The organism is Streptomyces sp. NPDC101393 (assembly GCF_044767385.1).
GTDB lineage: Bacteria > Actinomycetota > Actinomycetes > Streptomycetales > Streptomycetaceae > Streptomyces.
Map to the genome: position 1 here is coordinate 1 of NZ_JBIWNU010000016.1, position 18,251 is coordinate 18,251.

An 18,251-nucleotide genomic window follows, 5' to 3' on the forward strand; every position below is an offset into this window, starting at 1 on the left:
GCCGATACCGCCCCAGTACGCGTCGGTGGTGATCGCGGTCAGCATCATGCCCACCGTGCTGGGCACCGCGAACCGCAACAGCCGCCGGCCCGTCTCCCGTGACAGGATCCGAGGCGGCGCATCCGACAGCCGCAACGCCGACGCATCGATGTTGCGCGTCACGAACGGCAGCGCCCGCGTCCTGCGCACCAGCACCGCCACCGCCTGGCACACGAAATGCGTGCCATAGAAGAGCAGCAAGGCGATCAGCAGCAATGCCTGGCCCGGGAGCAGGTCCAGGATCTCGGCGCGCAGCAGCCCGACCAACATCAGGATATCCCGCATGAACTGACGTGTCGTCACTTCTACGGTGACCTTCTCCGGTGAAGCGGAGGGACCGACGAGCAGACCGTGCCGGTACATATCGGTCCCCAGGCCCAGCACCGAGGCGGCGAACAGCAGCGGGAGGTGAGGAAGCAGCGCCGCGACGGCCTGGACGGCGAAGAGCGCCGGCATCACGAGGGACGCGAAGAGCTGCCTCGCCCGGTCAGGCGCTGTTCCGGTGACTGACACGCGGCGGACTCCAAGCGGGAGAGGTGAGGCTGGACGGACCCACGCGACGCCCGGGGCGGCAGGGACGTCCCGCGACGCCAACCGTTCAGGGCATCCTGAGTCAGCGCGATGATACTGACCTGGACTGTGGGCCGTCCCGCATCGTGCCTCAACTCCTTCCCGACCTCCACCGCGACCGAGCCTTCAGGGGTGCGCGCAGGGCAGAACTCCCGGTCGCCCGCCATCGCCTTCCGCACACGCGGCGGCCCTTCACGCAAGGACCCTGGGCCACGGCCACGGCCCTTACCTGTCCGCCCTCGGCAGGCCTCCCCCGGCCCGGCCGCTGAGGAGGTCGGTCACCAAAGCGAGCGGGGGCCAGTCGAGTCGGCCGTGGCGGGCGACGGCGTACGCCCGTAGCTCGACGTGCGGGGCGGTCAGCGGGACGATCCGCACGCCCTCGAACGTGGTGTGGCCGAGAGGCAGGAACCCCACACCGAGGCCCGCGACGATCATGCCCTGCACCAGGTCGAGGCTGTCGGCCTGGTGCGTGACGCGCGGGGTGAAGCCGGCCATCGAGGCAAGCGTGCGGATGACGGTCTCGTCAGCGGGGTTACGGGAGTTGACGATCCAGTCGTGCGCGCGGAAGCGGGCGAAGACGTCCAGCGTCGTCCCGGCGCCGGCATCGGCCCCCGCGGGGACTCCGAGGCCCCATTCCGCGGTCCACAGCGGGGTGGCCCGCACGGTGGGGTCGTCGTAGGCCGGTGCGAGCGTGTAGTCGTAGGTGAGCGCCAGGTCCGTCTCGTCCGCGGCCAGCAGGGTCAGCGCCTCAGCGGGTTCGTGTTCCCGGATCAGGACGTGGACCTGCGGGTGGCTCACGGCGAGTTCGGTGACGACGGGCAGCAGAACGGTGCGGATGGCGGTGGCGAAGCCGGCGACCCGCAGGGTGCCGTTGGGCTCCGTGCCGGGCCGCAGGTCGAGGTGCGCGGCCTCGACCGAGGCGAGGATCGTCCGGGAGTGTTCGACCAGCCGGCGGCCCGCGGGGGTGAGCCGCACCCGGCGGCCGGACGGCTCGATCAGCGCGGTGCCCATCTCGCGGGCCAGGACAGCGATCTGCTGCGACACGGTCGAGGTGGTGGCGCCCACCTGGTCCGCGACCGCGCGCATGGACCCCAGCCGGGACAACTCCACCAACAGCTGCAGCCGTCGTGTCTCCATCGGACCATTGTCCAGGATTCCCGAACGGTACGTCCATGATCGGCACGTGGACGTGAACGATGCCCAGGGCCTCTACTGAGGCCCATGAGCTCGTTGGAACCCCTGTCCCGCCCCCGCCCCGACCGCCTGCGCCTGCGCGGCGCCGAGGCCGGAGCGCTGATGACCCTCGCCTCCATGTCGGGTGTCCAGCTCGGGCTGGCCCTGGCCGTGCCGCTGTTCGACCGGCTCGGCGTGCTGGGTACGGCCGGGCTCCGGCTCGGGTGGGCGGGGGTGCTCCTGCTGGTCCTCATACGGCCCCGTCCCCGCGACTTCACCGGCCGGGATCTCCCGGTGTGCGTGCTGCTGGGCGCGGTGACCGCCGGCATGATGCTGTTCTTCACGCTCGCCGTCGCCCGCATTCCGCTGGGCACCGCGAGCGCGCTGGAATTCCTCGGCCCGCTGGGCGTCTCCCTGTGCGGCCGGGGCGGCGGGCGCAGGCGCTGGACGGCGCCCGCCGCCCTCGGGGTCGTGCTGCTGACCGAGCCCTGGCACGGCGGCGTCAACCCCGCGGGCCTGGGGTACGCGCTGGCCGCCGCGGCCTGCTGGGCGGCGTACATCCTGCTGACCCAACGCGTCGGCGACCAGGTCACCGGCCTGAAGGGGCTGGCCGTCTCGATGCCGGTGGCCGGTGTCCTCGGCATGCTCGTGGCCGGCCCGTCGGAACTGGGCCACGCGACCTGGCCGCTGCTGCTGGTCATGCTGGGGCTCGCCGCGCTGAGCCCCGTGGTGCCGTTCATCCTCGAATTCCGCGCCCTGCGCCACCTGACCACCTCCGCCTTCGGCACCCTGATGAGCCTGGAGCCCGCCATCGCGCTGCTCATGGGCCTGCTGGTGCTCGGCCAGATACCGGGTCCGGTGCCCGCGGCCGGCGTCGCCTTCGTCGTGATCGCGGGCATCGGCGCCCGCGCCACCACGGCGGAACCACCCGCACCGCACGACGACACCCCCCTCCCCGGCCCGGCCCCCTCCGACCAGGAGGCGCCGGGAGGCACCCGCGGCATCGGCGACGGGCAGTGCGCGCCGAGCAGGCGCTGAGAAACGGCTACCCGCGCGGCTCCTTCACCGCGTCGGACTGCGGGACGTCGGCGCTTCGGGGCAGCATCAGCGCCGAGTCCGCGTGGAGGGTGATGCGTACCGGCACGACGGCGGTGGCGTCGGCCGGCGGCTCCCCGGTGCCGGGGTGGTGTGCGTAGCGGGGGTGGGCGCCTCCGCTGATCTGCAGGCGGATGCGGTGACCGGCGGCGAAGCGGTACGCGGTGGAGCTCATCGGCACGGTGACCGCCGCGGACGCCTGCCCGGCGGTCCGCAGCCGCACCAGCCCGTCGCAGACGTTGGTGGAACGGCCCTGTGCGTCCACGTCGCACAGGCGGGCGAAGACATCCGCGTATCCGGTGTCCGTGGACACCCGCAGCCGCGCGCAGACCGCACCGAGGACGTCCACGGGCTCGGCCAGCGGCGGGCCGGTGAACGTCAGGACGTCCTGCCGGGCTTCGAGAGCGCGGTTGTCGCGGGGGCCGGCACCACGGGAGAGCAGCGGCCCGCCGACGGACGGCGTGGGGTCGGCCGGGTCGTGGCAAAAGGACGCCAGCGGTGCGGAGTCCGTGGGGGCCTGCCGGGTGAGATGTCCGTCCGGGGTGGGAAACCAGGGGGTCGCGGCCGGGGCGGGCGGCCAGTCGTCGAGGTCCCGCCAGACGTCTTCGCCCCCGACGTGCACCCGCACCGCGGTGGGGCGCAGACCGCCGGCGTCGGCACACAGGTGCGCACGCAGCCAGCCGAGGCTCTCCGCGAACACCTCGGGCCAGCCCTGTTGCAGTGCGGACGTATGCGTCCAGGGGCCGACCAACAGGGAGGTCTCGCAGTCGGCCCGGCGCAGCCGCGCGAACTGCTCAATGGTCTGGTCGGCCAGCGCGTCGTGCCATCCGGTCACCAAGGCGGTGGGCACGCGCAGCCGCTCCGCCGCCTCGCCCACCGAGGTGCCGAGCCAATACGGGTCGTCCGGCTCCGCCTGGGTGAGCGCGTCCTCCAGCCAGGGCACGTCTCCCAGCCCGGTGGTGTACGCCCCGTGCGGCGGCCGTTCCCGGACGATCGCCCGCAACCGGCGCTGCAGGCGCAGCAGCGCCCGCACGAAGGAGGCCACGCCGCGGTGCTGGTAGGTCATGCCGACGCCGGAGATGAGGGCGTTCTCCAGCTGGAGCACCCCGCCGGCGTGGAAATACGCGTGCGGATCGTGCAGTCCGACCTGGATCACCATGGCCCGCAGCTCCGGTGGCGGGTCGAGGGCGAGCGCCCACTGGACATAGCCCAGGTAGCTGGGGCCGATGGTGCCGAGGACTCCGGTGAACCAGGGCTGTTCCCGCAGCCAGGAGACCGCGGCCCGGCCGTCCGCCGCCTCGTGGCGCCAGAGGCCGAACTCCCCGCCGGAGCCCGCGGTGCCGCGGCAGCTCTGCAGGACCACGTGGAAGCCCTGTTCGGCGAAGAGGATGCCGTACAGGGGGGACCAGGGCACGCCCCTGCCGTAGGGCGAGCGGACGAGAAGGGTGGGGAAGTCGCCCTGGGCGCGGGGGAAGTAGTGGTCGGTGCGCAACGGGCTGCCGTCGGCGGCCGGCACCGTGAGCCCCGGCTCCCAACCGGCGTCGTACCGCTTGGGCGGGAGGTTGCGCCAGGTCGCCCGCATCATCCGTGCGGACAGCGGCGGCTTCCCGGAAGGCGGGGCCCAGCGGGACGCGGACGCGGTGTCCCGCCGGTGCGGGTTCGGGCGGGGCTGCGGGCGCGGGTGTGGTGTCATCGTTCCCCTCCAACATTCTCGTACGTAGTACGAGAATAAGCTACGGGGGATGATGGGCCACCCACCGCCCTACGCCGCCCGGTGCCGCCGAGGCGCCGAGGAAGGGAAAAGAGGAACGAACGTGACCAGCGACGACCGCTCCGGCACCGGAAGCGTCGACCCCGGGCAGCTGTGGCTGAGCCCCCGTCAGCCCCGCAGAGGCCGCAAACCCGCCTTCAGCCGGGAGGCGATCACGGCCGCCGCCATCGCCGTCGCGGACGCCGAAGGGCTGGAGGCGGTCACCATGCGGCGGGTCGCCGCCGAGGTCGGGGCCGGCGTCATGTCCCTCTACAGCTACGCCGCCGACAAGGAGACGCTGCTGGAGCTGATGGCCGACCAGGTCAGCGGCGAACTCCCGCTGCCGGACACCCGCACCGGCGACTGGCGCGGCGACCTCAAGACCATCGCCCACCTCCAACGCGCCCTGATGCTCCGCCACCCCTGGCTCCCCGCCGCGCTGTCCACCCGCCGTGTCCTCGGCCCCCGCACCCTGGCCTTCCTGGAACACGCGCTCGCCGCCCTGCGCCCCACCCGGCTGGACGGCGCCGCGAAGCTGGAGGTCTTCAGCCAGCTCACCGGCTTCGTCTCCGGCCATGTCGCGTACGAGATCACGCAGGCCGCTGCCGCGGACCGACCCGACCGCGCGGCGGCCGAGGCCCGCTACCTCACCGCCGTCGCCGCCGACGGCCACCATCCGGAGCTGGCCGAGGCCCTCGCCGCCCCCGCCAGGCCCCTCACGCCCGACGCCACGTTCGCCCGCTTCCTCGACCGGCTGATCGACGGGCTCGACACGGGCTGATCCCCTCACGCCGGTTCGGGAGTGGGGGCGCAGGCGTCACTCCGCCGCGAGCGTCCCGCCGCACGCGGCCATGCATGAGCGCGGAAGCGACGGGTACGCCCCCGGCATGGCTACCCCCAAGATCCAGCTTGCCGCGCCACACGACGTGGCCGTCGGCATCGGCCCGTTCGTGGTGGGCGTCGTCGTTGTACTGCTGCTGATCGGCGCAGTGTTGTACGGACGCAGGCGGCGCGCCCGCGCGCCGCGTCCGCCACGGCCGGAGGAGCAGCCGGTGCCACCGCAGAATCCGACGGAGTACGAAATCCAGACCCGTGAGGCCGACGAGGTTCCTCAGGACGGGCACCGCAGAAAGCCCTCCGAACTGCGGAGCACGGGCACCCGCCCGGACAAACGGAACGAGTCCGGCTGAGGGCGGTCAGCGCCGCGTCCGTGCGGGGGGGGGACGCTCACCGCGGTGACGGTCGTGACCGGAGTGGGCCTGTCGGGTGACGGGCCCGCTCCGTTGGCGTATCAGTGGGCGACGGCTCCCGGACGGGCCGGACAGGCTGGCTCCAGGCCAAGACCCCGCACCGAGGAGAAGTGATATCCGATGCTGGAGCGCTCCCCGAACAAGAAGCACACCAAGATCACTTTCGTCGTCGCCGCGGACCACCCCGCCCAACAGATCAGCGTGGTCGGCGACTTCAACAACTGGCAGCCCGGCGCGCACCCGCTGGTCGTACGGACCGACGGCGCCCGCGCCGTCACCCTGACCCTCCCCCGCGAGCAGCGCTATTCCTTCCGCTACCTCGCGCACGGTGACAACTGGTTCGACGACGACCACGCCGACGGTCACGACGGCCACAACAGCGTGCTGCACACCTGACCTGGACGGCTGACGTCCGGACGAGTCCGCCGCGCAGGTAGGGGCCCATGGATCGGCGGCCGGTGTTCCGCCCCTGTCCGACGCCGAGCCCTTCGGCAGAATCGCCGGCTCCCGTGCACGCGGCGGACCGCTCCGATGCATCGACGACGCATCGACGCCCCCGGCGCGAGCCGGGCGGCAGGGCATGCAGGTCAAGGACCGCCTCAGCCGCGCGGCCGCCTCGGTTTCGCTTCATCCGCCGTCGAAGCGGCGCCACCGGGCGGCGCGTTCTGCGCCTGCTCCCCGGCGGCGTCGCGGCCCGCGCGCCCCTGGGACGGTTCGGGGGCCGGCGCGGGCGGCCCGTCGTCGGCGCCGGGGACCGAGCGGCGCCGGCCCCCCAGCGTGATCAGCCTCTTGAGCGTGTCCAAGGTGTTCATACGCAGCCTCTTTGCGGAACGTCGTCGGGGCGGGTCGGCGGTTGACGTGAACGGACAGGGGAGAGCGGTTGATGGTGAGCGGTTAACGGTCGACGGCGGGGAGTTGGCGGTGCTGCCGGGTAAGGACGATCATTTTCTTGACCCGAATCCCCTTGTAGTGAGGTGTGTGCTCCATGTCGAAGCCGCCGCTTCCCGAATCGGCAGTCACCATGCTGGAAAAGGCCAATCCTGCCGTCATCACGACGCTGAGGTCGGATGGCCAGCCGGTGTCCACGGCCACCTGGTACCTCTGGGACAACGGCCGGGTGATGGTCAACATGGACGAAGGCCGGAAACGGCTGACGCATGTGCGCAATGACCCGCGAGTGACGCTCACCGTGCTCGACGACGGCAACTGGTACACGCATATCAGCATCATCGGCCGCGTCGTCGCGCTCCAGGAGGACCGCGAACTGGCGGACATCGACCGGCTGGCCCATCGCTACCTCGGCAAGCCGTACCCGCAGCGGGATCGCAGCCGGGTCACCGCCTGGATCGAGGTCGACCGCTGGCACGGCTGGGGGTCCCTCAAGGACAACGACCAGCCGGGGTGACCTCGTCCCTACGACGGTGACCTCGTCCCTGCGACGGTGGCCGCGCGCCTCCGAGCCGTTGAACAAACGCGGTCCCCGCGGGCCTGCACAGACCTGCGCGGGCCTGCACAGACCTACCGGAGCCTCGCCCCCGGCCCGGTGCCGCCGCCTCTACCGCGGTCCGGGCTGCGGTTCCGGCTCCGTGCCCGGGTCGGGAACAACCGGACCCGGATCGGGATGCATGGGGTCCTGGGGGCCGGGCGGCGGCTCCGGGGCGTCAGGATCCGGCTGCAGGGGCGGCCTTCCCGGTGTGGGCACCGGCGGCGGTGCCGGCTCGGCAGGAGCCGTGCCGACGGCGTTCACGTACGTGGCGACCTGCATGGGTTCCTCCAGAGTTGGTCCGCGGAATGGGATGCGGGACGCGATACGCCCCTCTCGGCGCATCTGGCAACCTTCCGCCCCGCGACGGCTCCCCGCCTCCCGGCCCGGAAGCCGAGGACTGCCTCAACACGGCCGTTCCCTGTGCACGTGCCCGACGACAAGATCCGGAAACTCACCCACCCGAGTTCCGGCTCCCCGCGGGCAGCCCTCCCGAGTCGGCCGTTTCTGAACAGCGGACGGGGGCCCGTCCCCCGTCGAAGGCTCTCGTGCGCGCGGCTCCCGCGTCCCCTCACGTACACGCATCTGCCCGTCCACGCACCTTGCGGCTCCGTCCGCGCACATGCGGCTCCGCCGGGCGCGCCTCACAGTGAAGGGTGCGGATTTCGAACGGAAAGGCAGCGGGGCATGGACGGAAGTATCGACAGGGGTAAGGACCTGGCGGCGTACCGCGGAAAACGTCACTTCGACCGGACGGGTGAGCCGAGCGGTGGCGAGCCGAACGGTGGCGAGGAGTCCGCCGGGGAGATGCCGCGATTCGTCGTGCAGATCCACGATGCGAGCACCCTGCACTTCGACTTCCGGCTGGAGGTCGACGGCGTACTGAAATCCTGGTCCGTCCCCAAGGGGCCGTCCGTTGACCCGCACGACAAACGGCTGGCCATGCCGACGGAGGACCACCCGCTGGAATACCGCACCTTTGAAGGCGTCATCGGAGAAGGCGAATACGGCGCGGGCGCGGTGATCGTCTGGGATCACGGCGGCTACCGTCCCTTGGCACGGAAGAAGAAGGGCCGTCCTCTCTCGTTCGGCCAGGCGCTGGAGAGGGGTCATGCCTCGTTCTGGCTGCACGGAAGCAAACTCCGGGGCGGCTATGCGCTCACCCGTTTCCGCTCCGGCGAGAGTGCAGGGGAACGGGAGGCCTGGCTGCTGGTCAAAGAGGACGATGACCGGGCCGGGCGACGCCCCGTTCCCGACCCCCGGCGAGCCCGGTCCGTACTCAGCGGGCGCACGCTGAAGCGGGTGGCCGCCGACGAGGAGCGGTGAGAGGAAGAAGATGCGCGCCTTTGCGGGCAGGGTGAAGGTGGAAAGGAGACCACCGCTCTGCACGGTGCGGCGGCGAGGGCCGAGAGGGAGGTTTCACCCCCGCTCGGCCGCCCGGTCGCCGCGATGAGGGTGGGGTAGGACGGCACGAAGGCGGAGGCGGTGAGTTCCATGGCCGAGAACGACAAAGGTTCACAGCCCAGGCATGGAGAGGGTCCGAGCCGACACAAGGGCACCCACCAGCACGGTTGGTCCCCCGACGTGGACGAGACCCGCCAGCAGGACAATCCGAGCGCGCATCGGTCCTTCCACCCGGAAAAGCACGCGCCCAAGCCGGGACCTCGTACACCCCGTTCCAAGGAAAGCGAGGAAGGGGTGACGGGAGACACCGTCAAGAGCCATTCCCGCCGGGGCGAGCAGCAAGGCGGGAAGTCCGGCGAAAAGGGGATGCACGACGAAGGACCTCGTGGGCCCGCCCGTCGTCCCAGCGGCAGCAAGGACGCCGACGCGCACACCGGTGTCGACCCTCAGGAGAAGCGCTCCGATTCCGACTGAGCCTGCGAGTTCAGGGCCCGCTCGGACCCGGATCCAGCTGCGCCGCCACTCGGACGGCGCAGCGGCAGCGTTCTTGGGTCATGACGCAACGGAACCCCGCGCATAACCGGCCGCACAGGCCGCACCCATATCCGGCCCCGCACATAACGAAGCCCCGCGGACGGGGGAGGCCGCAGGACTTCGCACCTTTACTTTACCTCGATACGGCGATTGTGCTCGCTCTGATCATGGTTATTCCGCTGTGGGACGCGGAGAACGCTCTTTGCTTCGCCATTTCGAAGGAGGAGAATGGGAAATGCGGTGAGGGATCCCCACACCGGAGGACCCGATGCCTTCGACGAAGGTGGTGTTCTCGATGACCGACAACGGCAACGACGACGACTTCTACTCCCGCGACCGGCCCGCTGACGCGACCATGCCGGAAGACCGCCCTCGGGGTGGGGGAACGGAAGACCCGGAGGGGGGCTTTCGCTTCCTGTGGGTGGTCATTCTCATCGTCTTCCTCATCGTCGCGATCCTGGGGTTCTTCATGCTCCCTTGAGGGGCGGAGCATGCCTTTCCGGCCGGCAGTCCCCCTCGGGGACTGCCGGCCGGACGTCGGCGGCGGCAAGCAGCCGCCCGGCGCCAACAGCCCTCAGGCCACGGCGGGTTCGGGATCGGGGGACGGTCGCGTCAGGCGGCCGGCGCGGTGCAGTCCGTACAGGGAACCGGAGCAGACGAGGCCGAGGAGCAGCAGCGCGAGCCACGGCACCGCGGACATCCCGGCCCTCCGGGCGGCGTCCAGGGTCGCGCCGGTGAGCAGGTTGCCCAGCGTGATGCCGATGCCGCAGATGGTGTTGTAGAGGCCGTAGTGCGTCGCGACGAGGCGGTCTCCGGAGAGCTGAACGATGGTCTCCATCTCGAAGGGGTACGCGATCATCGTGCCGAAGGCCAGGAACAGCGCGGCCAGTGTCGGCGGTACGGCGGCGAGCAGCCAGCGTCCGGGGCCGCCGCCGGGCACGGGGAGCGCCGCGGCGGCGAGCAGCGGCGCGAACGCCAAGCCCATGATCAGCAACCCGGCGGCGAGTGCCCGCCCCGGCGCCACCCGGTCCTTGCACCAGGCGGTCACCCGGGTCTGGCCCAGAATCGTGGCCAGCCCGGAGACGGCGAACAGCACCGCCACGGCGACCGTGCCGAACTCGCCCTCGCCGCCCAGTCGCCGGACCTCCAGCGGCAGCGCCAGATAGACCTGGAAGGTCAGGACATACGAGCCGATCATGGCCGTGGAGAAGAGCAGGAACGGCCGATTGGTCACGACGGACCGCCACTGGGACAGGACACTCCCCCGCTGTCCGGCATCGCGGCCGGGGCCGTCGTCCGCCGTCCGCGCCGGGAGGGCCCGGATCTGCACGATGCTCAACACGGCGAAGATTCCCGCCGACACGAGGCAGGTGGCCCTGAAGTCGAAGCCGGTCAGCAGCATTCCCACCAGCGGACCGAGCAGGATGCCCGCCTGATAGAAGACGTTGAAGAGCGCGAATGCCTCGACCCGGCGCTCGCCCGCGTCGGCCGCCAGGTAGGCGCGCACCGCCGGGTTGAAGAGCGCGCCGGCGAATCCGGTCGCCGCGGACGCCGCCAGCAGCGCGGGCACGGAGTCGACCAGACCGAGGGTGGCGAAGCCGACGGTGCGCAGTACGCAACCGGCGACGATCAGCGGCTTGTAGCCGAGCCGGTCGGCGAGGGTGCCGCCGATGAGGAACATGCCCTGCTGGCTGAAGTTCCGCACGCCCAGGACGAGCCCGACCAGCCAGCCGGCCAGTTGGAGGCTTCCGGACAGGTGCTGGGCCAGGTAGGGCATCAGCATGTAGAAGCCGAGGTTGATGGTGAACTGGTTGACCAGCAGCAGCTGGACACTGCGGTCGTAGGAGCGGACCTGCGCGAGCGTCGTCCTCATCGTGCCCCGCCTTCGGCGCCGGCCGTCTCCGCCATCAGCGCGAGCGGGTCGGTGATCTCGGTGCAGCGGGTCCAGCGGGTGACCTCCTTCTCGTCGGGGCGGTCCACCACGTCCGGTTCGGATGCCGGTTCCCCGCCCAGCAGTCCGTGTTCGGCGCAGTACCCGTCGTCGTAGACGGTCTCCAGGTAGCGCTGGGGTCCATCGGGGAAGACCGCGACGATGCGGGTCTCGGGCGGGAGGGTACGGGCCAGCCATCCCGCCGCCAGGGCGACGGCGCCGACGCTCCAGCCGCCCGTCGCGTAGTGGGAGGCGGCCAACTGCCGGCAGGCCCACACGGATTCACCGGGGGCCACCCAGTGCACCTCGCTGAAATGCCCGTAGGCGACATTGCGGGGGTAGATGCTGGAGCCGAGGCCGCGCATCAGGCGCGGCCATGCGGGCTGGCCGAAGATGGTCGAGCCGACGGTGTCCACGCCCACCAGCCGCAGCTCGGGGTAGAGCTGGCGCAGCACCCGCGAGATGCCCGCGGAGTGCCCGCCGGTCCCGACGCTGCAGACGAGTACGTCGATATGGCCCACCTGGGAGGCGAGTTCCAGGGCGAGCGGGGTGTAGGCGGCCACGTTGTCGGGGTTGCTGTACTGGTCGGGGCACCAGGATCCGGGGTACGCGGCGAGCAGTTCGGTGACGCGGTCGCGGCGGGCCTGCTGCCAGCCACCGACCGGGTGGGGCTCGGCCACCATGTCGACGGTCGCGCCGTAGGCGGCGAGCAGCCGGGTCATCGAGGCCTCCAGGCCCGGGTCGGTGACGAGGGTGACGGGGTGCCCGTGCACCATGCCGGCCAGCGCGAGGCCCAGGCCGAGTGTGCCGCTGGTCGACTCGACGATCGGGCGGCCGGGCAGCAACTCGCCGCGCGCGCGGGCGCGTTCGACCATGTGCAGACCCGGACGGTCCTTGATTCCGCCGGGGTTGAAGCCCTCCAGCTTGGCCCAGAATCCGCGGTCGGGCGAGGTGAAGGGGCGGGAGACCCGCAGCAGCGGGGTGTTGCCGACGAGTCCGGAAAGAGTCGAGCCGGCGGGGGTGAAGTCACTCGTGATCAGAGAGGGCATCATTTCGCTCTCGTTCGGTGAAGGCCAGGGAATCGGGCGCGTCTCGCGTGCGCGTGGCCCCGGGCGGGACCGGCCACGGGAGGCGTCGGCGGTGGCCGACGCGGGCGGCTCCTATATGCGCCACCGGCAGTTGGCGGTGAGCGCGGCACGGCCACCGCTCCGATTCCCGCTGCGTGCCGTACGGGTGCGGCCGGGTTCATCCGTGCCGTCCGGTGGCGCCGGCAGCGTTCCGGGGACGGCGGGTGAGGGGGCGCGGGCGGGCTGGTGCGGGGTGACGGCGAGCGGGTCACGAGCAGCCCCGTGACAGCGCTCCTGGTGCTCGGGGGACCCGGCGTCGTGCGGCCCGGCCAGGTCCCGCTGTCCGGCGTCGAGAAGGTGCCCGGAGGGGCGGGACTCCCTGGTGGGGAGGGAGTTCTCGACAAGGAGGGAGTTCCCGGCGGGGAGAAGGGTCGACACCGCCGCCGGGGCCCTGGGCGGCGGTTCTCCCGCACGCAGCAGGCAGTGGCAGGCGGAACAGCCCGGCAGCGCGAGGAGCAGGACGCTCAGCGCGGCCCAGACGCGCCGGCGCTTCCTGGGGAAGCGGGCGTCCCGGGGCGGGGCGAGAAGCATGACGGTGCGCGGCAGCACAGATCCTCCGTGCGGCTACTGACCTCACCGGAACGCACACGGCGAGGTCAGAGGGGGTGGGGGACGACGAGAGGACGTCGACCACCCGCGCCGCACGGGGAAACGGCAGGCGTGAGAGGTCGGACGCCGTGAACCGGTCGGGTACAGGACGGACGACCACGGCCGGGGGGCCGTGGCGGACCGCAGTGACACATCGACCGGTCGGACAGGCGCCGACCTACATGCGCAGGACTGTGGGTTGGGCCGCGTGCGGTATCGGAACGACGAAGTCCGCCGCCGGGGACGGCGCGGGGCGCGTCCAGACCGGCGTGAGGTCGTACCGCTCCGAGGTCGGCGAACAACCGCCGGGCGCTCCCCCGCCAGGACCTTGCGGAGGCTGCCCCAGCGCGCATTCGTCATGAGTGTGCTGCTGCCCGTGGTCACCGTGGTGGCCGCCGTCCGGCACCTCGGACAGGAATCGGCTGTGGGCGGCAGCGGCGGTCGTTGCGGGGTGGCCGGCAGGCTCAGGGTGAACGCCGGTCGTCGATACGCCACCGCCGGAGGAGAAGTGACGCAGCGTCGCATCGGGGCTCACGGCGTGCGAGTACAGCAGGCCGACGAGGAACAGGCCCAGCACCAGCGCCCGCAGCGGCGCCGCTGGTGAGCGAAGCCGCCGTACACCGGAAGGTAACCAGGCCGTGATCACGCGGTGATCCTAACCCGGCCCGACCGGCCGGGCACGCTCCGCCGGGAGAACACCGCGGGAACAAGCCAGGCCTGCCGAGCCCGCTCCTGGCGTCGCCTCCCCCGCGGGCACCGGCCACGCGGGCGCGGTGTGGCCCACACCGGCTTCCGAGGTCTCCGGCCGGACGCTCGGCGGCCCCGGCGAAGAGCTCGCACGGGGCCGCCGGTGACGCGGGGCCCGGCGCCGGGCAGAGGTCACCGGCCCGGTGGGCCGGGGATCGTCGTCCAGGCACGCAGGAATGCGGCGCCGGCTAGCAGAACTTGTCGAGTTGCCCTGCCTTCGCCGCCCGCACCATCGCGTGGATCTCGCTCCGGCTGTAGCGGAGCACGGGGGCCATCTCGTCCTTCGTGTGCGTCACGGCGATCAGGTCACCGTCGACGGCGAAGCCCACGCAGTCCTTGGAGTGGTCCAGGTCGCTGAAGGAGGACTTCTCGAAGGTCAGCTGGGGAGCGTGGGTGTTGGTGTAACTCGTGACGGCAACAGCCTGGGAGTGGTCCATGGGGGCTCCTTGCTCGGACGGTTCAGCTGCTCCGAAGTTACGACCCCAAGTCCCCGCCGCGATAGTGGTCTTGACTTCCGCGCGGCAGGTGCGGTAAATGCGCCCAGCGGTCGCGGCAGGGCGACGCGCAGCCCTCGCCGGTACCCGTCGTTCGGCCTCGGCCGAGGGGGGCAAGCGGCTGCCGGTACCGGTGACGCACTCACCGTGCGAGGGACGGACGGCGCCGCTACACCCGAAACCGCGCCGCGCCGCCGGGCTCCCGGGGGCCCGGCGGCGCGGCCGGCGATTCCTTCGGTGGGCCCAGGACAGGACTTAGGGCCGCGCCACCCGTACGACGTCTCCCGTCTCCAGGGCTGCCCAGACGGCTCCGTCCGGGCCCACGGTGATGCCGTGCGGCTCGGAGGAAGAGGAGGACGACGGCAGATCGTACGAAGTGATCTCGCCGGCCGCGGTGATGTGGCCGATGCGGTGGGCGCCCCATTCGGTGAACCAGCAGTCCCCGGGGCCGGCCGCGGCGATGGCGTGGGGTTTGGCCGTGCGGTCCGGCAGCGGGAACTCCTCGATCCGGCCGTCCATCGAGATCCTGCCGATCTGGCCGGCGGCGATCTCGACGAACCACACCGCGTCGCCGTCACTGGTGATGCCCACCGGTGCGGCGTCCGGGGTGGGCAGCGGGTGCAGCGCGATCTCGCCGTCGACGGTGATCCGGCCGAGCGCGTTGCCCTGGTTGAGGGTGAACCACAGGGCGCCGTCCGGGCCTGCGGTGATCGCGGCGGGGAACGCGCCCGCGACGGGCAGCACGAACTCGGTGAACTCGCCCTCCCCGGTGACCCGGCCGATCCGGTCGGTGTTCATCTGCGTGAACCACACCGCGCCGTCCGGACCGGCGGTGATGCCGTAGGGCCCGCTGCCGGGCGTCGGCACGGCGAAGTCCCGTAGGGCGCCGTCGACCGTGATGCGGCCGATCCGGTGGTCCTGGTAGCGGGTGAACCAGAGCGCCCCGTCGGGGCCCGGCGTGATGACGGTCGGGCGGCATTCGGCCGAGTCCAGCGGAAATTCCCTCAGGTCGCCCTCGGGGGAGAGCCGTGCGAGGCGACCGTTCCGGACGAAGGTGAGCCACAGGGCCCCGTCAGGGCCGGACGCGATGCCATAGGGCCCGGCTTCCTCGCCGGCCACCCGGATCTGCCTGATGTCCGGGACCTCGAAACGCTGCACGACCACTCCTCGCGAAGAAGGGAAACCGTCGGCCAACGGCCCCTGACCCATACCTGGCCCGCTCTCGTTCCAGGCCGACGATGATCGCATCCGGCCCGGCCGGCCGTTTCACGGGCACCCGTTCCCTGACGTCAGAGGCACCGGGCATCATGCGCCAACCGGCCCTCGGTTTGCGCTCGTTACTCCTCGTCGAGCCAGATCTCTTCCATGTTGCCGGTGGCGTCTTCGGTGTGCCGCACACGGAAGACGGACGCGGCACGGCCGGTGTAGTTGAGGCGTACGACTTTCCTGAGGGCGAGGTCGCACAGACTCCCCCAGGCGAAGGCGTTGACGGGGCGCTCCATGTCGACTCCCCCGTTGGACAGTTCCTGCGCGGTGAGACCGAAGGCCGCGGCCACGTCGGCGGGGGAACCGTCGAAGTCCCAGTCGTCCTCCCCGTGCCAGCCCGCGGCGAAGAGCCGCGCCCCGCCGGGGTGGATGATCTTCCAGGCGCCGTACGTCATGGGGTAGTCGATGATGCACGAGGCGAGGATCACGGCTTCGGGGAAGCGCGTGGCGAGGGCTTCCGCTTCGTCGTAGACCGGATAGATGCCGTTGCAGTGCACCAGGCCGGGGTCGTTGATCTCGGTGACGTTCCCCCAGCATCCGACCTGGATCAGCTCCAGGTCCGCGCGGGTGCCGGCGGCCACGCCCTCAGCCGCGGAGACGGTTCCCAGGTCTTCGAGGATCGTGTCGACGGTGCCGAAGGACTCGGCGAACCGGCGGGCCGCGGCCGGGTCATGAGCGGGCAGACCGGCCGCATCCGCGGGGGATCCGGGATGGACGAGGGTCAGCCTGTACTCGCCGTAGCGGGCGACTTCCGCGTCCGCGGGCGCGTACCAGAAAGCGGGTTCCGTCATGCCCGCCACAGTAACTTCCGCTCTCTCAGGTGGAGTTAGGGGCACGAAGTGAGGGGCTGCGGGCTGCGGGCTGCACGGAACGGGGCGCCGGGACGCTTCGTTCGGACCGCCGTGCGGGCCGAAGAGGGGGCGCCCGGGACGCACCTCCGGCAGGGGCACGCCCCCGCAGCCCGCGAGGAGGGAGCCATGGCGGGGAGCAGCCGATAATCAAGGACCGCGCCACCACGGCACCACGCCATCGGCCGCGCCGAGCGGGACGGCCGGCGCCCTTCCGGACCGAGCTCACCGGGGGACGGATCGCGGTCCGCGCGGGCCCGTGGAGCCCGATAGGACCACCCCCTTTGCATGATCATGCGCGATTATGCATAATCTTCCTATGTCTAAGGTCCTCACCTCCCTTCCCGCCGGCGAGCGCGTCGGCATCGCCTTCTCGGGCGGCCTCGACACCTCCGTCGCGGTCGCGTGGATGCGCGACAAGGGTGCCGTCCCGTGCACCTACACCGCCGACATCGGCCAGTACGACGAGCCCGACATCGCCTCGGTGCCCGGCCGTGCGAAGGCCTACGGTGCCGAGATCGCGCGTCTGGTCGACTGCCGTGCGGCGCTGGTCGAGGAGGGTCTGGCCGCGCTCACCTGCGGGGCGTTCCACATCCGCTCGGGCGGGCGTGCCTACTTCAACACCACACCGCTCGGCCGCGCCGTCACGGGCACCCTCCTGGTCCGGGCGATGCTCGAGGACAACGTCCAGATCTGGGGCGACGGCTCGACCTTCAAGGGCAACGACATCGAGCGGTTCTACCGCTACGGCCTGCTCGCCAACCCCCACCTGCGGATCTACAAGCCGTGGCTGGACGCGGACTTCGTGACCGAGCTGGGCGGCCGCAAGGAAATGTCGGAGTGGCTGCTCGCCCACGAGCTGCCCTACCGCGACAGCACGGAGAAGGCGTACTCCACCGACGCCAACATCTGGGGCGCCACCCACGAGGCCAAGACCCTGGAGCACCTCGACACCGGCGTGGAGACGGTGGAGCCGATCATGGGCGTGCGGTTCTGGGACCCCTCGGTCGAGATCGCCACCGAGGACGTGACGATCGGCTTCGACCAGGGCCGCCCCGTGACGATCAACGGCAAGGGCTTCGCCTCCCCCGTCGACCTGGTGATGGAGGCGAACGCCATCGGCGGCCGGCACGGCATGGGCATGTCGGACCAGATCGAGAACCGGATCATCGAGGCCAAGAGCCGCGGCATCTACGAGGCGCCCGGCATGGCCCTGCTGCACGCGGCGTACGAGCGCCTGGTCAACGCGATCCACAACGAGGACACCCTCGCCCAGTACCACAACGAGGGCCGGCGCCTGGGCCGCCTGATGTACGAGGGCCGCTGGCTGGACCCGCAGGCGCTGATGGTGCGCGAGTCGCTGCAGCGCTGGGTCGGCGCGGCCGTCACCGGCGAGGTGACGCTGCGGGTGCGGCGCGGTGAGGACTACTCGCTCCTCGACACCACGGGCCCGGCGTTCAGCTACCACCCGGACAAGCTGTCCATGGAGCGCACCGAGGACTCGGCGTTCGGCCCGGTCGACCGGATCGGTCAGCTCACCATGCGCAACCTCGACATCGCCGACTCGCGCGCCAAGCTGGAGCAGTACGCCGGGCTCGGCCTGATCGGCACCGCCGATCCCGCCATCGGTGCCGCCCAGGCAGCCGCAACCGGGCTGATCAGCAGCATGCCGGAGGGCGGCGCCGAGGCCATCGCCTCCCGCGGCGAGGTCTCCGGCGACGACGAGATGCTGGACCGCGCCGCCATGGAGTTCGGCACGGACTGACCAGCCCCGTCGAGCGGAAGCCCGACTCCCCCGAGGGGGATGCAATCCCGGAAAGGCCGGTCCGGCGCCCAGCGGCGCCGGGCCGGCCTTTTCGGTCACCCGGCGCCGGTGGTCAGGAGGAGTCTTCGACGGTGCGGTGCCCTTCGGGGAAACCGGGCCGTGTTACAAGTAGCGACATGTGGCGCACA

General features: G+C 71.6%; 19 protein-coding genes and 1 pseudogene. 9 read left to right on the forward strand and 11 right to left on the reverse strand.

What is annotated here, in order from left to right; genetic code table 11:
* Nucleotides 1–552: pseudogene (locus tag ACIRQ7_RS34785) on the reverse strand (hypothetical protein); the annotation flags it as partial.
* Nucleotides 553–834: 282 nt separating this feature from the next.
* A complete protein-coding gene (locus ACIRQ7_RS34790) occupies nt 835–1,746 on the reverse strand; it encodes a LysR family transcriptional regulator (RefSeq protein WP_404266533.1) in 912 nt (303 codons plus the stop codon).
* 84 nt (nt 1,747–1,830) lie between these two features.
* Between ACIRQ7_RS34790 and ACIRQ7_RS34795 the strand changes: the two genes are divergently transcribed.
* Nucleotides 1,831–2,820 (forward strand): EamA family transporter, encoded by a 990-nt coding sequence (locus ACIRQ7_RS34795; RefSeq protein WP_404266534.1) that lies wholly within the window; start codon nt 1,831–1,833, stop codon nt 2,818–2,820.
* 7 nt (nt 2,821–2,827) lie between these two features.
* Here the strand turns inward: ACIRQ7_RS34795 and ACIRQ7_RS34800 are convergent, their stop codons facing one another.
* Nucleotides 2,828–4,462 (reverse strand): CocE/NonD family hydrolase, encoded by a 1,635-nt coding sequence (locus ACIRQ7_RS34800; RefSeq protein ID WP_404266604.1) that lies wholly within the window; start codon nt 4,460–4,462, stop codon nt 2,828–2,830.
* 229 nt (nt 4,463–4,691) lie between these two features.
* Between ACIRQ7_RS34800 and ACIRQ7_RS34805 the strand changes: the two genes are divergently transcribed.
* From ACIRQ7_RS34805 to ACIRQ7_RS34815, 3 genes are all read left to right on the forward strand, one after another.
* Nucleotides 4,692–5,408: a TetR/AcrR family transcriptional regulator C-terminal domain-containing protein gene (locus ACIRQ7_RS34805; protein ID WP_404266535.1), complete on the forward strand. Its 717-nt coding sequence runs from the start codon at nt 4,692–4,694 to the stop codon at nt 5,406–5,408.
* 106 nt (nt 5,409–5,514) lie between these two features.
* Complete coding sequence (locus ACIRQ7_RS34810) at nt 5,515–5,817, forward strand: DUF6479 family protein (RefSeq protein ID WP_404266536.1); 303 nt, start codon at nt 5,515–5,517, stop codon at nt 5,815–5,817.
* A gap of 180 nt (nt 5,818–5,997) precedes the next feature.
* The gene (locus ACIRQ7_RS34815; protein ID WP_404266537.1) at nt 5,998–6,273 is read left to right on the forward strand and encodes an isoamylase early set domain-containing protein; all 276 of its coding nucleotides are present in this window, start codon (nt 5,998–6,000) and stop codon (nt 6,271–6,273) included.
* A gap of 203 nt (nt 6,274–6,476) precedes the next feature.
* On the opposite strand, the gene ACIRQ7_RS34820 is transcribed toward ACIRQ7_RS34815, so the two are convergent.
* Nucleotides 6,477–6,689, reverse strand: coding sequence for a hypothetical protein (locus tag ACIRQ7_RS34820; protein WP_404266538.1), 213 nt, complete (start codon nt 6,687–6,689; stop codon nt 6,477–6,479).
* A 173-nt stretch (nt 6,690–6,862) separates the two neighbouring features.
* Between ACIRQ7_RS34820 and ACIRQ7_RS34825 the strand changes: the two genes are divergently transcribed.
* From ACIRQ7_RS34825 to ACIRQ7_RS34840, 4 genes are all read left to right on the forward strand, one after another.
* Nucleotides 6,863–7,282, forward strand: coding sequence for a PPOX class F420-dependent oxidoreductase (locus ACIRQ7_RS34825; RefSeq protein ID WP_401475595.1), 420 nt, complete (start codon nt 6,863–6,865; stop codon nt 7,280–7,282).
* 765 nt (nt 7,283–8,047) lie between these two features.
* On the forward strand, nt 8,048–8,686 hold the full coding sequence (locus tag ACIRQ7_RS34830; protein WP_404266539.1) for a DNA polymerase ligase N-terminal domain-containing protein: 639 nt from the start codon (nt 8,048–8,050) through the stop codon (nt 8,684–8,686).
* Between the two features lie 372 nt (nt 8,687–9,058).
* Nucleotides 9,059–9,238: a hypothetical protein gene (locus ACIRQ7_RS34835; RefSeq protein WP_401475589.1), complete on the forward strand. Its 180-nt coding sequence runs from the start codon at nt 9,059–9,061 to the stop codon at nt 9,236–9,238.
* 328 nt (nt 9,239–9,566) lie between these two features.
* Nucleotides 9,567–9,779, forward strand: coding sequence for a hypothetical protein (locus ACIRQ7_RS34840; RefSeq protein ID WP_401475586.1), 213 nt, complete (start codon nt 9,567–9,569; stop codon nt 9,777–9,779).
* A 93-nt stretch (nt 9,780–9,872) separates the two neighbouring features.
* Here ACIRQ7_RS34840 and ACIRQ7_RS34845 read toward each other — a convergent pair whose 3' ends face one another.
* The 7 genes from ACIRQ7_RS34845 to ACIRQ7_RS34875 form a co-directional block, all read right to left on the reverse strand.
* On the reverse strand, nt 9,873–11,171 hold the full coding sequence (locus ACIRQ7_RS34845; RefSeq protein ID WP_404266540.1) for an MFS transporter: 1,299 nt from the start codon (nt 11,169–11,171) through the stop codon (nt 9,873–9,875).
* Nucleotides 11,168–12,280: a PLP-dependent cysteine synthase family protein gene (locus ACIRQ7_RS34850; RefSeq protein WP_404266541.1), complete on the reverse strand. Its 1,113-nt coding sequence runs from the start codon at nt 12,278–12,280 to the stop codon at nt 11,168–11,170. The genes ACIRQ7_RS34845 and ACIRQ7_RS34850 overlap by 4 nt, the downstream gene beginning before the upstream one ends.
* A gap of 108 nt (nt 12,281–12,388) precedes the next feature.
* On the reverse strand, nt 12,389–12,904 hold the full coding sequence (locus ACIRQ7_RS34855) for a hypothetical protein (RefSeq protein WP_404266542.1): 516 nt from the start codon (nt 12,902–12,904) through the stop codon (nt 12,389–12,391).
* 217 nt (nt 12,905–13,121) lie between these two features.
* A complete protein-coding gene (locus ACIRQ7_RS34860; RefSeq protein ID WP_404266543.1) occupies nt 13,122–13,589 on the reverse strand; it encodes a hypothetical protein in 468 nt (155 codons plus the stop codon).
* A gap of 289 nt (nt 13,590–13,878) precedes the next feature.
* Nucleotides 13,879–14,127 carry a DUF397 domain-containing protein gene (locus ACIRQ7_RS34865; protein WP_401475571.1) on the reverse strand — a complete coding sequence of 83 codons (249 nt, stop codon included), beginning with the start codon at nt 14,125–14,127 and terminating at the stop codon, nt 13,879–13,881.
* Nucleotides 14,128–14,439: 312 nt separating this feature from the next.
* Nucleotides 14,440–15,342: a virginiamycin B lyase gene (locus ACIRQ7_RS34870; RefSeq protein ID WP_404266544.1), complete on the reverse strand. Its 903-nt coding sequence runs from the start codon at nt 15,340–15,342 to the stop codon at nt 14,440–14,442.
* A gap of 179 nt (nt 15,343–15,521) precedes the next feature.
* Nucleotides 15,522–16,241 carry a DUF6333 family protein gene (locus tag ACIRQ7_RS34875; RefSeq protein ID WP_404266545.1) on the reverse strand — a complete coding sequence of 240 codons (720 nt, stop codon included), beginning with the start codon at nt 16,239–16,241 and terminating at the stop codon, nt 15,522–15,524.
* 376 nt (nt 16,242–16,617) lie between these two features.
* Between ACIRQ7_RS34875 and argG the strand changes: the two genes are divergently transcribed.
* Nucleotides 16,618–18,063 (forward strand): argininosuccinate synthase, encoded by a 1,446-nt coding sequence (gene argG / locus ACIRQ7_RS34880; protein ID WP_404266546.1) that lies wholly within the window; start codon nt 16,618–16,620, stop codon nt 18,061–18,063.
* Nucleotides 18,064–18,251: the final 188 nt, after the last annotated feature.